The organism is Microbacterium galbum (genome assembly GCF_032464915.1).
Classification (GTDB): Bacteria; Actinomycetota; Actinomycetes; order Actinomycetales; family Microbacteriaceae; genus Microbacterium; species Microbacterium galbum.
Window position 1 is genome coordinate 13,300 of record NZ_JAWDIS010000002.1, and the last position, 13,302, is coordinate 26,601.

A 13,302-nucleotide genomic window follows, 5' to 3' on the forward strand; every position below is an offset into this window, starting at 1 on the left:
CATCGGTCGGGCGAGGCGGCGACGGGCACTGCTCGTCGCCGCCTCGTGCGTCTACGCCGCAGCGGTGTGGTGGATGACGCTGCGCCCCTCGATCTACGACGACCGGGTGGGCGGCATCCTGCACCGGGTGTTCCGGGCGCTGGCGTCGTGGCCCGGCACGGCGTGGATCACCTTCGACCTGGTGGAGTTCAGCGCGAACGTGCTGCTGTTCGTCCCCCTGGGCGTGCTCGTCGTCGCGTGGCGTCGACGGTGGTGGCAGGGGATCCTCCTCGGCCTGGTGCTGAGCGCCGCGATCGAGATCACTCAGCTGGCGTTCCTGCCGACCCGGGTCGCCGACCCGCGAGACGTCATCGCGAACACGCTCGGGGCGGCCGTCGGCGTGGGGGTCGCGATCGTCCTCAGCCGCCGGATCGTTCGCTCTCAGGAATCCCATAAGCCGCGCCATAGAAAGCTCATAGATAGGGGCGCACAATGAGTTCCATGACCGCGACCGCCGCCGCCCCCGCCTTCACCCGCCCCGACGGGAGCGCGCTGCGCGTGCTCGTCGTCGACGATGAGCAGATGCTCACCGACCTCCTCTCGATGGCTCTGCGCATGGAGGGCTGGGAGGTCAAGACCGCCGGCTCCGGATTCGATGCGCTCTCCGCCGCCCGTGACTTCGAACCGGATGCCATGGTGCTCGACATCATGATGCCCGACCTCGACGGCATGGCCGTGCTGCAGCGCCTGCGCCACTCGGGCAACGACGTGCCCGTGCTGTTCCTCACCGCGAAGGACGCCGTCGCCGACCGCGTCGCCGGTCTCACCGCCGGCGGAGACGACTACGTCACCAAGCCCTTCAGCCTCGAGGAGGTGGTGGCGCGCCTGCGCGGCCTGATGCGGCGGGCCGGGACCGCGCTGACGCGCGACTCCGAGCCCATCCTGCGGGTCGGCGACCTGTCGCTCAACGAGGACAGCCACGAGGTCGTGCGCGGCGACAAGGAGATCGAGCTCACCGCCACCGAGTTCGAGCTGCTGCGCTTCCTGATGCGCAACCAGCGCCGCGTGGTCTCGAAGGCGCAGATCCTCGACCGCGTCTGGAACTACGACTTCGGTGGTCGCTCGAGCGTCGTCGAGCTGTACATCTCGTACCTGCGCAAGAAGATCGACGCCGGCAACGAGCCGCTCATCCACACCGTCCGCGGCGTCGGCTACATGATCAAAGCCCCCCAGTGACCCCGCCTCCGCGGCCGGCTCCCCCGGTCCCCCCACGCGCATCCGCGACCGAGACCCGGTTCCAGCGGCTGCGGCGGCGACCCTGGACGCTTCAGGCGCGCCTCATGACGGCGGTCATCGGCATGGTCGCTTTCATCCTCGTGATGATCGGCATCTCCACCAGCGCGATCCTCAGCGGCGTCCTCTACGTCAACCTGGGGGCGCAGGTCGACGAGGCCGCGGCCTCGATCCAGCCGCGCGCGGCGTTCCAGAGCTCGGCGGAGGAAGTGCTGGCATCCGGGTTCTTCGATCCGGGCACGCTGCTCGTCATGAACTCCCGCGGTACGGGCATCACCGGCGCCGTGGTGGGCGACGAGGGCGCCCGCGCCCTGTCGACGGACGACCTCAGTCGCATCGCCGACAGCCTGCAAGCGGCGGCGGACTCGAACGCTCAGACCGTCGAACTCCCCAATCTCGGCGAGTATCTGGTCCGCACCTTCCAGTCCCCGGGCAGCGACAGCCTCTTCCTCGTCGGTCTGCCCCTCTCGAGCGTCACGAGCACGATCGGAGCGATCCTCACCACCGTCGCCCTCGTCACCACCGGCGGTCTGCTGCTGCTGGGCGCGATCATCGCGATCGTGATCCGCCTCGGTCTGCGTCCCCTCCGTTCGGTCGCCGAGACCGCCACCCGGGTGGCCTCGCTGCGCATGGACCAGGGCGATGTGTCGATCACCGAGCGCGTCCCCGCCGACCAGGTCGACGACCATACCGAGATCGGGCAGGTCGGCCTGGCGTTGAACACCCTGCTCGACCGCGTCGACGCCTCGCTGTCGGCCCGCCAGCGCAACGAGGAACTCATGCGCCGGTTCGTCGCCGACGCCAGTCACGAGTTGCGCACCCCCTTGGCATCCATCCGAGGATTCTCGGAACTGTCGCTGCGTGCCATGCGGCAGGCCCAGGATGACGAGAGCCGCCAGCGCACCGCTCTCGCGGTCGAGACCACCGAACAGTCGCTCGAGCGCATCCAGGCGCAGTCGCTGCGCATGACCACTCTCGTCGAGGATCTGCTGCTGCTCGCGCGGCTCGACGAGGGGCAGGAGCTCGTCTACGGATCGGTCGATCTCACGCAGCTCGCGGTCGAGGCGGTCGGAGACGCCCGCCCGGCCGGCCCCGACCACTCGTGGAGCATCGAGGTCCCCGACGAGCCGGTCGAGCTGGCCGGCGACGCGTCACGGCTGCACCAGGTGATCGCGAATCTCCTCGCCAACGCCCGCACCCATACGCCCGCCGGCAGCACCGTGACCGTGTCGGTCGCGCACGAGGGCACCGAGGCCGTGCTGCGCGTCCACGACGACGGCCCCGGCATCGACCCCTCCGTGGCCTCGCAACTGTTCGAGCGCTTCGCCCGCGCCGATCGCTCGCGCGACCGCAAGACCGGCGGCACGGGACTCGGCCTCTCGATCGCGCGCGCGATCGTGGACGCCCACAACGGCACCATCACCGTGCGCAGCGCTCCCGGCGACACGACATTCGAGGTGCGTCTGCCCGCGAAACCGACCGACCCGGCGTGAGCCGGACGGTCTGAGCCCACCCGGTGCGAGCCGGACGGTCCGGGCGACCGGGTGGGAGCGTTCGGTGCGGGTCGTCACGGTCCGCGCTGCGTCGGCCGGCCCGGGCCGTCAGGTGCAGCGGGCGCGCAGCTCGTCACGGGCCCGTTCGAGGTCGCTCGGGACGCTGCCGGGCGGCGCGACGACATCGGGCTCGAGGGGGCCGTCGTAGACGGTGCCCGTGCGGTCGACGTCGTACGAGGTGGTCAGCACCAGCCTTGCGCCGTCGCTGAGCTCGCGCACCTCGTTGCCGGTGGTCAAACCCGCCGTGCGCGCGCCGACGCGCACGGTGTCGGCCTGACCCGCGAAGGCGATCGCCACGATCTCGGCGGCGCTTGCGGTGGTCGTCGACGTCAGCAGAGCGACGGGGGCGTCGATCGTGAAGCCGCCCGGCGTCTCGGTGCCGGCGTCTCCGGGGGTCGACACGACGCCGCCGCCCTCGACGCGCGCCCACGCCAGCTCGCCCTCCCGCGAGCGCAGACCCACGACGTCGCCGTCGTCGAGCAGCGGGGCTGCCACGGCGAGCATCGGCCACGCGTTGCCGCCGCCGTTCGTGCGCAGGTCCACGATCCACCCGCACGTGGTGGCGTCCGCCGCCCGCTTCATCGCCGTGAGCCCGGCGGATCGGTACCGCTCCTCGGCCTCCGCGGACTGCCCGTTGAACGACGGCAGCGACACGGTCGAGATGCCCTCGAACGTCGACACCGACGGCACCGGGAACGTCGCGCCCGGCTGATCCACCGACCGCGCTGCAATAGCCTCCGCGGGGGTGAGGAAGAACGAATGGATGCCGCCGGCCGCCACCGCCAGTTCGCCGAGACCGGCGTGCGCATCGCTGATCGTCTCCCGCGCTTTCAGCTCGCCCTCCGCCGCGGTCACGGCATCCTGGAACTCGGCGGTGTCGGCATGGATGCCGTCGCGCATCTCGGCGACGGCGCGGTCGACGTAGGCGGCCACGTCGTCGTCGGCCGCCGTGCACCCCGGCAGGGACAGCGCGCCCAGGAGCGCGACGCCGATGACGACGCGGAGGCGGGACGTCACCGCCCGCCGCCCTCGAACCGCGTCGCACCCGGCGTGAGAGCAGCGCGCACCCGCGCCGCCATCTCGGCGTCGAGCACCTCGTCGACGCGCGAGACGTCGTACCACCCGAGGTCGGTCATCTCGCCGTCGACCGGCGTCGGCTCCCCCGACAGCCACCGGCACGCGAAGACCAGATCGAGGTAGTCGGCACGATCGCCGTTGGCGTAGGTCACGCGCGGGATCTGATGCACCCAGGCGAGGCGGTCGACGCCGATCCCGACACCCGCCTCTTCCAGCGCCTCGCGCGCCGCGGCGTCGGCGGGCTCCTCCCCCGGGTCGACGATGCCCGTGAGGGGAGTCAGCCGGCCGTTGTCGCTGCGGCGCCCCAGTAACACCTCGTCGCCGCGGCGGATGACGGCGGTCACCCCCACGAGGGGGAGCGGAACCGTACCGACGTGTCGACGCAGCTCGAGAACGAAGTCCGGTGTGGGCACCGGCTCACTGTAACCGGTGCTCAGTACCCCGCGAAGGCGTCGGTCGTGAGCGACTTCGCCTTCGCGAGCGCCGGCGCGAGGGCGGCGATCAGCCGCGGCGGACCGGAGACGTACGCCGCGCGCTGCGCGATGTCGGGCACCGCGCGCAGCAGCGCACCGGCATCCACGCGATCCGGCCCCGCCCACGTCCAGCCCGCCGGGAGGTCGCCCGGTTCGTCGCGCGAGAACACCACGACGGGGATGCCGCTGGCCGCGATGTCGTCACGGAAGGCCAGCTCCGCCGCCTCCGACACCACGTACACCAGCACCGCGTCGCGCTCCTGGCCGGTGGCGACGAGGTGGCGCAGCTGCGCGACGAAGGGGGTGACCCCGATGCCGGCCGCGACCATGAGCACCGGGGCGGTCGGACGCGCCGGAAGGACGAAATCGCCCCACACGCCCGTGACCGCGAGAGTGGAGCCGTGCGCGACGGCGGCGAGGGCGCGCTTGTACGACGACTGCGACCCGTCCTTGAAAGCGATGCGCACCTCGGGCAGGTCTTCGGGTGCCGAAGCGATCGAGAACTCACGGCGCGTACCGCGGCGGTCGGGCCGACGGTGCGGCACGTCGAGTTCCAGGTACTGGCCCGGGGCGAACGAGAAGGGACGCGCCGCGCGGAAGGTGAGCTCGCGCACGGTGGGGGTCAGATCGCGCCGCTCCTCGACGCGCAACCGCACGGCCGCTCGCAGGCAGAACAGGAACGCCACGACGTTGCCCACGAGCAGCGCCCGCTCCTGGCCGAGGGTGATCCCCCCGACCGCGAGCGGCCACCCGGCCAGCACGCCCACGACGATGGCGACGAGGAGCTGCTGAGCGCGGCGCGGCGGCAGCGTGAGCGGCTCCGAGAGCATGAACGCCCCGAGGAAGAGGAACGGCGACGAGAAGGCCACCTGCACCAGCACGCTCGGCACGTCGACCGGGAACCCCGCGGAGGTGAACTGAACGGTCGTGCGGACGAACGCGACCGTCATGGCCACGACCCAGAACGTCGCGACGACGGGCAGCTTGTCGGTGCGCAGCAGCAACAGCACTCCCAGCACCAGAACCGGCGCCGCGAGCCACGGCGAACCCACCCACCACGCCGACGACCCCAGATCGGGCGCCCAGATGCTCACGATCGTCAGAACCGTCGCACCGGCCGCCGCGGGGTTGAAGATGTGGCGCCCCCGCCACGCCAGCACGTACTTCGACGCGGATGCCACGACCCCGGCCAGTACGAGACCCGCGATGCCCAGCGGTTCGACGCTCGGGCGCAGCACGAACAGCAGGATCGCGGCAGTGATGAGCGAGGACTCCAGGCGGCGCGGCATCCGGAGCACGCTCTGCGCGACGAGATCGGTCACCGCGCACGCCGCGACCAGGACGACGGCGCTGACGACGAGCTCGAGCGGCTCCGGCACGACCAGACCGGCGAACGACAGCACGAGCGAGAAGATCGCGAGCAGTCCGAGCGATGACAGGACCAGGCGGTACATCGAGACACGGCCGATGAGACCGCGCACGCGGGTGGAGCCGGCGGTGAGCGTGGTGCTCATGACAGGGGTCCCTTCCGAGGGGTGAAGAGGGTCAGGCGAAGATCTCGCCGGAGAAACCGGGCGACCACTCAACCCGGCCGTCGGTGCGCATGCGCACCCACTGCGCATCCCAGGATGCCGCGAGCTCGGGCCCGCCGTCGAAGAACAGCGCCGTCGCCAGGGCATCGGCGCGCATCGCGGTGTCGGCGAGCGCCCACGTCGCCGCATACGCGCGGACGGGAGCGCCGGTGCGCGCGTCGAGAACGTGATGGAGGCCGTCGCCCCACGCGCGGCGATTGATGGCCGAGGCGCAGAGGGCGGCATCCTCCACCGTGACGACGCCGATCACCCGCGTGGGGTCGTAGGGGTGCTCGAGGCCGACGCGCACGGGGTCCCCGCGAGCGGCGAGGTCTCCGGAGGCGTCGACGATCAGGTCGCCGCCGACGTGCGGGGAGAGGGCCTCGACGACGAGGTCGACGAGACGCCCCTTCCCGAGCGCCCCCACGTCGATCGTGGCGGGACGCGCGAGCCGCAGCCTCCCGTCGGACCACGACAGGTCCCGGCGCCAGTCGGGTGCCGCGACAGGGTCGCCCTGCGGCGCGAGGGAGAGGCGCGCGTCGTAGCCGAGCCGGGCGAGGGCGTCGCCGATCAACGGATTGACGGCACCCCCGGTCGCCCGATCGAGTTCGTCGTAGAGCGAGAGCATGGCATCCGCGTCACCGGGAAGGTCGACGGATGCCGCACGCCCGTCCGCGAGGGCCGACACCACCGAGTCGTCGCGGAAGCGCGACCACTCGCGGTCGAACCGCTCGACGACGGCGGTCACTGCATCGCGGGCGACCGGCGGCACGGGTGCGGCCGAGTCGATCGCCCACGAAGTGCCGATCGCGTCGAAGGCCCACGTCGAGCCCGTCGCGGTCGGAGTGCTCATCTCGGTCAGGCCTTCGCCTCGGTCTTGATGGTCTCGACGGCCGTGTTGAAGCCGCCGCTGGTGAGGGAGGATCCGGCGACCTTGCTCACCGAGATCTCGTCGAGCTTCTTGCCGACGACCTCGTCCTGGATGCCGCCGATGAACTCGCTCTGGTACCGCTTGGACTCCGCGGCCTGCGGGTCGCCGGTCACCTCGACGGCCGTGACGGTGTCGCCCGCGATCGTGAGGGTGACGTCGATCGTCTCGACGCTCTCGGGGGTCGCGTACTGCCCCGTGGCCTCGTAGGTGCCGTCGGCGTAGGTGCCCGAGGTCGCGGAGCCGGTGGCGGAGCTCGCGCTCGCGCTGGGGGCGGACGAGGCGGCGGGGGCCGCGGTCGTCTCGGCGGGAGCGGCGGCGTCGGTCGTGCCGCCCGCGCACCCGGCCAGGGTGACGATGCCGGCGACGCCCAGGAGGGCGGTCCCGACGCGGACGGGACGGGGTACGGCTGTGGTGCGGATCATGAGGGTCCTCCTTCGGTCGTGCCTCGCGGCGCGTGCATGCTCACGGTAGGGACACGACCTTCACGGCTCCCCGGTTCATACCTTTGTGCCGGCTATGAGCGGAGGCGACGCGGGAGGTCTCAGCGCTTGTCGAAGGGACCGGTGGCTTCGACAGGCTCAGCCACCTGACGAGCGTCGGGAAAACGGACGCAGCCACCTCACCCAGCGAGGACCGGTGGCTTCGACAGGCCCAGCCACCTGGCGACCGTGGGAAAACGGGCGCAGCCGCCTCCCGGCGGGGAGGCGGCTGCGTCGCGACAGGCGGGGAGGGCGCTTACGCGTCCCCGCCGAACATGCTCGTGACCGAGCCGTCTTCGAACACCTCGTGGATGGCGCGGGCCAGCAGCGGTGCGATCGGCAGCACCGTCAGGCGATCGAAACGGCGCTCGGCGGACAGCGGAACGGTGTCGGTGACGACGACCTCGTCGATCGCGGCATCCTGAAGCCGTTCCGTGGCGGGATCGCTGAAGATCGCGTGGGTCGCGGCGACGATGACCTTGCGGGCTCCGGACGCCTTGAGCGCCTGCGCGGCCTTCTGGATCGTGCCGCCGGTGTCGATCATGTCGTCGACGAGCAGGCAGGTGCGGCCCTTCACGTCACCGACGATCTCGTGCACCGAGACCTGGTTGGCGACCTTCGGGTCGCGACGCTTGTGGATGATCGCGAGCGGAGCGCCGAGGCTGTCGGACCACGTGTCGGCCACGCGCACACGGCCCATGTCGGGAGAGACGACGGTGAGGGTCTCGCGGTCCTCCCCCGTGAGCCCCTGCTCGAAGTGCTCGAGCAGCACGGGCTTGGCGAAGAGGTGATCGACGGGGCCGTCGAAGAAGCCCTGGATCTGCGCGGCGTGCAGGTCCACGCTCATGATCCGGTCGGCGCCCGCGGTCTTCAGCAGGTCGGCGACGAGACGAGCGCTGATCGGCTCGCGTCCGCGGCCCTTCTTGTCTTGCCGCGAGTACGGGAAGTACGGCGCGACGACGGTGATGCGCTTGGCGGAGGCGCGCTTGAGGGCGTCGAGCATGATGAGCAGCTCCATGAGCCACTCGTTGACCGGCGGTCCGAACGACTGCACGACGAAAACGTCGCATCCTCGGATCGACACCTCGAAGCGGGTGTAGATCTCGCCCGAGGCGAAGGTGCGGTGCTCGGTGGGGGCCAGCTCGGTGCCGAGGTGCTCGGCGACCTGCTTCGCCAGTTCGGGATGCGACCGGCCGGAGGCGACGACGAGCCTCTTCTTGGTCTTGGCGACGAGCCCGGGGGCGATGCCGTTGTCGCGGTCGAGGTCTACACGATTCTTCTTACGAGCCATCGGCCGCTTCCTGTTCAGCCCGAGCCCGCGCAGCCACGTCGGCCGCCGCGGTGCCCGGTCGGTTCTTCTCGACCCACCCCTCGATGTTGCGCTGGGGGGACACGCTGAGCGCCAGAGCACCGGCCGGAACGTCCTTGCGGATCACCGCCCCGGCACCCGTCTTGGCACCGGCTCCAATCGTAACCGGCGCCACGAAGACGTTGTGCGATCCGCTGTGCACATCGTCGCCGATGACGGTGCGGTGCTTGGCGATGTCGTCGTAGTTGGCGGTGATCGCGCCGGCGCCGAGGTTGACCCCGCGGCCGATCTCGGTGTCGCCGATGTACGACAGGTGCGGGACCTTGCTGCCCTCTCCGATCGAGGAGTTCTTCACCTCGACGAAGGTGCCGACCTTGCCCTTGACGCCGACGCGGGCGTTCGCGCGGAGATAGGCGAAGGGACCGACGGTTGCGCCCGCCTCGACGACCGCGAGAGTCCCGTCGGTGCGCGTGACCGTGGCATCCTCACCGATCTCGCAGTCCACGAGGCTGGTGTCGGGGCCGATCGTGGCGCCCGAGGCGATGACGGTCGCTCCGCGCACGTGCGTGTTGGGCAGGATCGTCACGTCAGGAGCCAGCGTTGCCGTCACGTCGATCCACGTCGTCGCCGGGTCGACCACCGTGACGCCCTCGAGCTGCCAGCGGCGTACCGTCCGGGCGTTGAGGGTGCGTCCGGCTTCCGACAGCTGCACGCGGTCGTTTACGCCGAGGGCGGCCGCCGCATCGGAGGTGACGGATGCCGCGACGCCCAGCTGCGCGTCGCGGAGCAGTCCGATCACGTCGGTGAGGTACTTCTCGCCCTGCGCGTTGGCGGTGCCCACGAGCGCCAGCTGGGCGCGCAGCGGTGCCGCCTGGAAGACGTAGACCCCCACGTTGATCTCGGTGACCGCGGCCTCGTCGGTCGTGGCATCCTTCTGCTCGACGATGCGGCGCACACCGTCGGTCTCGTCGCGCAGGATGCGGCCGTAGCCGAAGGGCTCGTCGACGCGGGCGCTCAGGAGCGTCACGGCCGTTCCGCCGGTGCGGTGGGTCGCGAGCAGCTCGGTGAGGGTGCCGGTCTCGAGCAGCGGCACGTCGGCGCTGAGCACGAGCACGTCGCCCTCGAACCCGTCGAGCGCGTCGAGTGCGGCCTCGACGGCGCGCCCGGTGCCCGGGACCTCGTCCTGATCGACCACGACGACGCCGGGGGCGAGCTCCGACACCGCCTCGGCGACGAGCTCGCGCTCGTGCCGCACGACCACGACGATGCGGGCCGGGTCGAGGGATGCCGCGGTGTCGAGCACGTGTCCGACGAGCGGACGACCGCCCACCGGATGCAGCACCTTGGGAAGACGCGACCGCATGCGGGTGCCCTGACCCGCAGCGAGGACGACGACGGCCAACTCGGTCGGTGATGTCATGCTCCGCCGCCAGGATTCGAACCTGGACCTAACAGCTCCAAAGGCTGTCGTGCTGCCGTTACACCACGGCGGACCGGTGCCCGCGGGCACCGGTCAAGTCTGCCAGACGTCGGCCCTCCGCACCCTCCCGACGCCACGACCACGGCGTCCTCTCGCCATAATGAGGGAGTGAGCCGGGACAGCGACGAAGTCGACCGCATCGTCGATGCGTGGATGCGGCAGCGCCCCGATCTCGACTTCTCCCCCCTCGAGGTGCTCTCGCGCGTGGCGCGGCTCTCGCGCCACCTCGACATCGCGCGCAAGGAGGCGTTCCGCCGCAGCGACATCGAGTCGTGGGAGTGGGACGTGCTCTCGGCCCTGCGGCGTGCGGGAGAGCCGTACCAGCTGAGCCCGAAGCAGCTGCTGCAGCAGACGCTGGTGTCGAGCGGCACGATGACCAACCGCATCGACCGCCTCGTTGCCCGCCGTTTCGTGCGGCGCGAGGCCGACCCCGGCGACGGTCGCAGCATCCTGGTGACCCTTACCGATGACGGACGCGTGCGAGTGGATGCCGCGATCACGCGCCTCGTCGACGCCGAGGCTCTGCTGCTGGAGGGTCTGGCGAAGAACGACCGCGAGCGCCTCGCGACACTGCTGCGCAAGCTGAGCCTGGGATTCGACGCATGAGCGCCCCCGTCTCCTCCCCCTCTCGATGGGCGCGCGTGCGCGCGTGGTTCGACGTGCGCTTCCGCTCCCCCGCGGCCATCTACGGCCTGATCGTCTTCGCGGCCTTCGTCACGATCGCCGACGACCACGCCGAAACGGTGTGGGAGGTGCTGCTGAGCGCGTCGACCTCGCTCGTGGTCTTCTTCATCGCCCACGTCTTCGCCCACACGCTCACCGAGCACGCTGACCACGGCCTGCGCCACGCCACGCGCGAGGGGATGCGCCACGGCGCCGGCATGCTGTACGCCTCTGTGCCCTCGGTGCTGGTGCTGGTGTACGCCGGTGTCACCGGGATGCCGATCGACGACGCGTCCGAGCTGTCGATGTGGTCGACGTTCGTGGTGCTCTTCCTGCTCGGCTACAGCGCCTATCGCCGCCGCGGCGCCCGCCTCTTCGGGCGGCTCGTCGGCGGGTTCGCGACCGCGTGTCTCGGGGTCTTCATCGCGATCCTCGAGTACGCGATCCACTGAGGCCCGCGGGTCGCACCCGATCGCGGGGGCGACGACCCGGAGGCCGCAGCTGCGGCATCCGGAACGGCGCGAGTAGCGGCGCTCGGGCTCAGCCGATCGCCTCCGTGAGCTCGAACCAGCGTCCCTCGAGCTCGTCGCGCTCGTCCTCCAAGGCGCTGATGCGCTCCATCTCCTTGCCCAGACCGACGTAGTCCGACTGATCGTGGTCGGCCAGGGCGGCTTTCGCCCTGTCGATCTGCTGCTGCAGCTTCTCGATCTTGCGCTCGGCGGCCGAGGCCTCCTTCTGCGCGGCGCGCAGGTCGGCGCCCTGCAGCCCCGCCGGAGCCACTGACCCACCGGATGCCGCGGGGCGGGAGGGCTCGGCATCCTGGAGCGCCCGCAGGCGCAGGTACTCGTCCACTCCCCCGGGGAGGTGGCGGAGCTTGGCATCCAGGATCGCGTACTGCTGGTCGGTGACGCGCTCGAGGAAGTACCGGTCGTGGGAGACGACGATGAGGGTGCCCGACCACGAGTCGAGCAGGTCCTCCATGGCCGCGAGCATGTCGGTGTCGAGGTCGTTGGTGGGCTCGTCGAGGATCAGCACGTTGGGCTGGTCGAGGATGACCAGCAGCAGCTGCAGGCGCCGCTTCTGCCCACCCGAGAGGTCTTTCACCGGGGTCGACAGCTGGGCGCTCGAGAACCCGAGGCGCTCCAGCAGCTGCCCGGGGGTCAGCTCCTGCGCCTTCGACCCGGTGCCGAAGGCGTAGGTGGTGCGGAGGTTCGAGATGACCACGCGCACCGGGTCGTCCAGGTGCTGGTCGAGTTCGTCCAGGCGCTGGGTCAACGTGGCGACTTTGACGGTCTTCCCGCGCTTCACGCGTCCGCTGGTGGGTTCGAGGGATCCGGTCACCAGGTTCAGCAGCGTCGACTTGCCCGCGCCGTTGACGCCCAGGATGCCGGTGCGCTCCCCCGGCGCGATCCGCCACTCGACGTCCTTCAGCACCGTCTTGTCGCCGAACGCGACGCCCGCGTCGAGCAGGTCGACGACGTCCTTGCCGAGCCGCGCGACCGCGAGCGACTGGAGCGCCACCTTGTCGCGGATCTCGGGGACGTCGGCGATGAGCTCGTTCGCGGCGTCGATGCGGAACTTCGGCTTCGACGTGCGCGCCGGCGCCCCGCGGCGCAGCCACGCGAGCTCCTTGCGCGCGAGGTTCTGACGGCGCTGCTCGATGGATGCCGCCTGGCGGTCGCGCTCGACGCGCTGCAGGATGTACGCCGCGTACCCGCCCTCGAAGGGCTCGACGAGGCGGTCGTGCACCTCCCACGTGGTGTTGCAGATCTCATCGAGGAACCACCGGTCGTGCGTGACGACGAGCAGCCCGCCGGCGCTCGGCGCCCAGCGCTTCTTGAGGTGTCCGGCGAGCCAGGTGATGGCCTCGACGTCGAGGTGGTTGGTGGGCTCGTCGAGGAACAGCACGTCCCAGTCGCCCGAGAGCAGCTTCGCCAGAGCGACGCGACGCCGCTGACCACCGGAGAGCTCGCCGAGTCTGGCATCCCAGGGCAGGTCTCCGAGCAGCCCGGCGATGACGTCTCGCGTGCGGGCGTCGCCGGCCCACTCGTGCTCGGGGCGGTCGCCGACCACCGCTTGTCCGATCGTGTCGTCGTCGTCGAGGGTGTCCTGCTGGTCCAGCACCCCGACCGTCACTCCCCCGCGCACCGTCACGCGCCCGCCGTCGGGTTCGCGGATGCCGGCGAGCATGCCCAGCAGGCTGGACTTGCCGTCGCCGTTGCGGCCGACGATGCCGATGCGGTCGCCCTCGTTCACTCCCAGCGAGACGGAGTCGAACACGACCTTGGTCGGGTATTCCAGGTGCAGGGCTTCGCCCCCGAGCAGATGTGCCATATCCGTCCCAGGCTACGCGGTGCGGTGACCCGCCCGAGCGCCGCGGTCGCGGCATCCTCCCTCCCGCTCACGCGGCAGCGCCGACGCAAGGGCGATTTCGACGCCGTGAGACGGCGACTCGGGCGCAGGATGCCGCCGACCCGGCCGCGGAAACACGGCG

At 71.1% G+C, this 13,302-nt stretch carries 13 protein-coding genes and 1 tRNA gene; 5 read left to right on the top strand and 9 right to left on the bottom strand.

Going from position 1 to position 13,302, the window contains the following annotated elements:
• Nucleotides 1-28 precede the first annotated feature (28 nt).
• The 3 genes from RWH45_RS09230 to RWH45_RS09240 all read left to right on the top strand — a co-directional run bounded on the left by RWH45_RS09230 (nucleotide 29) and on the right by RWH45_RS09240 (nucleotide 2,765).
• The gene (locus RWH45_RS09230; protein ID WP_315995256.1) at nucleotides 29-475 is read left to right on the top strand and encodes a VanZ family protein; all 447 of its coding nucleotides are present in this window, start codon (nucleotides 29-31) and stop codon (nucleotides 473-475) included.
• A gap of 5 nt (nucleotides 476-480) precedes the next feature.
• Complete coding sequence (locus RWH45_RS09235; protein WP_264631701.1) at nucleotides 481-1,215, top strand: response regulator transcription factor; 735 nt, start codon at nucleotides 481-483, stop codon at nucleotides 1,213-1,215.
• A gap of 104 nt (nucleotides 1,216-1,319) precedes the next feature.
• On the top strand, nucleotides 1,320-2,765 hold the full coding sequence (locus tag RWH45_RS09240; protein WP_315994622.1) for a sensor histidine kinase: 1,446 nt from the start codon (nucleotides 1,320-1,322) through the stop codon (nucleotides 2,763-2,765).
• Between the two features lie 108 nt (nucleotides 2,766-2,873).
• Here the strand turns inward: RWH45_RS09240 and RWH45_RS09245 are convergent, their stop codons facing one another.
• The 8 genes from RWH45_RS09245 to RWH45_RS09280 all read right to left on the bottom strand — a co-directional run bounded on the left by RWH45_RS09245 (nucleotide 2,874) and on the right by RWH45_RS09280 (nucleotide 10,158).
• Nucleotides 2,874-3,842 carry a S41 family peptidase gene (locus RWH45_RS09245; RefSeq protein WP_315994623.1) on the bottom strand — a complete coding sequence of 323 codons (969 nt, stop codon included), beginning with the start codon at nucleotides 3,840-3,842 and terminating at the stop codon, nucleotides 2,874-2,876.
• Entirely contained in the window at nucleotides 3,839-4,315 is a 477-nt protein-coding gene (locus RWH45_RS09250; protein WP_315994624.1) for an NUDIX domain-containing protein, read from the bottom strand. Before RWH45_RS09250 ends, RWH45_RS09245 begins: the two co-directional genes overlap by 4 nt.
• A 20-nt stretch (nucleotides 4,316-4,335) precedes the next feature.
• Nucleotides 4,336-5,889 (bottom strand): FAD-dependent oxidoreductase, encoded by a 1,554-nt coding sequence (locus tag RWH45_RS09255; protein ID WP_315994625.1) that lies wholly within the window; start codon nucleotides 5,887-5,889, stop codon nucleotides 4,336-4,338.
• Nucleotides 5,890-5,920: 31 nt separating this feature from the next.
• On the bottom strand, nucleotides 5,921-6,799 hold the full coding sequence (locus RWH45_RS09260; protein WP_315994626.1) for an FAD:protein FMN transferase: 879 nt from the start codon (nucleotides 6,797-6,799) through the stop codon (nucleotides 5,921-5,923).
• A 5-nt stretch (nucleotides 6,800-6,804) separates the two neighbouring features.
• A complete protein-coding gene (locus tag RWH45_RS09265; RefSeq protein ID WP_315994627.1) occupies nucleotides 6,805-7,299 on the bottom strand; it encodes a hypothetical protein in 495 nt (164 codons plus the stop codon).
• Nucleotides 7,300-7,612: 313 nt separating this feature from the next.
• A complete protein-coding gene (locus tag RWH45_RS09270) occupies nucleotides 7,613-8,647 on the bottom strand; it encodes a ribose-phosphate diphosphokinase (protein ID WP_315994628.1) in 1,035 nt (344 codons plus the stop codon).
• On the bottom strand, nucleotides 8,637-10,085 hold the full coding sequence (gene glmU / locus RWH45_RS09275) for a bifunctional UDP-N-acetylglucosamine diphosphorylase/glucosamine-1-phosphate N-acetyltransferase GlmU (RefSeq protein WP_315994629.1): 1,449 nt from the start codon (nucleotides 10,083-10,085) through the stop codon (nucleotides 8,637-8,639). Before glmU ends, RWH45_RS09270 begins: the two co-directional genes overlap by 11 nt.
• A gap of 1 nt (nucleotide 10,086) precedes the next feature.
• Nucleotides 10,087-10,158 (bottom strand) — tRNA-Gln (locus tag RWH45_RS09280).
• A 140-nt stretch (nucleotides 10,159-10,298) separates the two neighbouring features.
• On the opposite strand from RWH45_RS09280, the gene RWH45_RS09285 reads away from it, so the two are divergent.
• The gene (locus RWH45_RS09285) at nucleotides 10,299-10,751 is read left to right on the top strand and encodes a MarR family winged helix-turn-helix transcriptional regulator (protein ID WP_176776666.1); all 453 of its coding nucleotides are present in this window, start codon (nucleotides 10,299-10,301) and stop codon (nucleotides 10,749-10,751) included.
• Nucleotides 10,748-11,260, top strand: a complete 513-nt coding sequence (locus RWH45_RS09290; RefSeq protein ID WP_315994630.1) for a hypothetical protein — start codon at nucleotides 10,748-10,750, stop codon at nucleotides 11,258-11,260. The genes RWH45_RS09285 and RWH45_RS09290 overlap by 4 nt, the downstream gene beginning before the upstream one ends.
• An 88-nt stretch (nucleotides 11,261-11,348) precedes the next feature.
• Here RWH45_RS09290 and RWH45_RS09295 read toward each other — a convergent pair whose 3' ends face one another.
• Nucleotides 11,349-13,142 (bottom strand): ABC-F family ATP-binding cassette domain-containing protein, encoded by a 1,794-nt coding sequence (locus tag RWH45_RS09295; RefSeq protein ID WP_315994631.1) that lies wholly within the window; start codon nucleotides 13,140-13,142, stop codon nucleotides 11,349-11,351.
• Nucleotides 13,143-13,302 lie beyond the last annotated feature (160 nt).

What these genes read in the sequence shown, in the direction of transcription:
- RWH45_RS09235 (WP_264631701.1), top strand. Translation starts at nt 481, where the DNA reads ATGACCGCGACCGCCGCCGCCCCCGCCTTCACCCGCCCCGACGGGAGC.
- RWH45_RS09240 (WP_315994622.1), top strand. Translation starts at nt 1,320, where the DNA reads ATGACGGCGGTCATCGGCATGGTCGCTTTCATCCTCGTGATGATCGGC.
- RWH45_RS09255 (WP_315994625.1), bottom strand. Translation starts at nt 5,889, where the DNA reads ATGAGCACCACGCTCACCGCCGGCTCCACCCGCGTGCGCGGTCTCATC.
- RWH45_RS09260 (WP_315994626.1), bottom strand. Translation starts at nt 6,799, where the DNA reads ATGAGCACTCCGACCGCGACGGGCTCGACGTGGGCCTTCGACGCGATC.
- RWH45_RS09265 (WP_315994627.1), bottom strand. Translation starts at nt 7,299, where the DNA reads ATGATCCGCACCACAGCCGTACCCCGTCCCGTCCGCGTCGGGACCGCC.
- RWH45_RS09270 (WP_315994628.1), bottom strand. Translation starts at nt 8,647, where the DNA reads ATGGCTCGTAAGAAGAATCGTGTAGACCTCGACCGCGACAACGGCATC.
- glmU (WP_315994629.1), bottom strand. Translation starts at nt 10,085, where the DNA reads ATGACATCACCGACCGAGTTGGCCGTCGTCGTCCTCGCTGCGGGTCAG.
- RWH45_RS09285 (WP_176776666.1), top strand. Translation starts at nt 10,299, where the DNA reads ATGCGGCAGCGCCCCGATCTCGACTTCTCCCCCCTCGAGGTGCTCTCG.
- RWH45_RS09290 (WP_315994630.1), top strand. Translation starts at nt 10,748, where the DNA reads ATGAGCGCCCCCGTCTCCTCCCCCTCTCGATGGGCGCGCGTGCGCGCG.
- RWH45_RS09295 (WP_315994631.1), bottom strand. Translation starts at nt 13,142, where the DNA reads ATGGCACATCTGCTCGGGGGCGAAGCCCTGCACCTGGAATACCCGACC.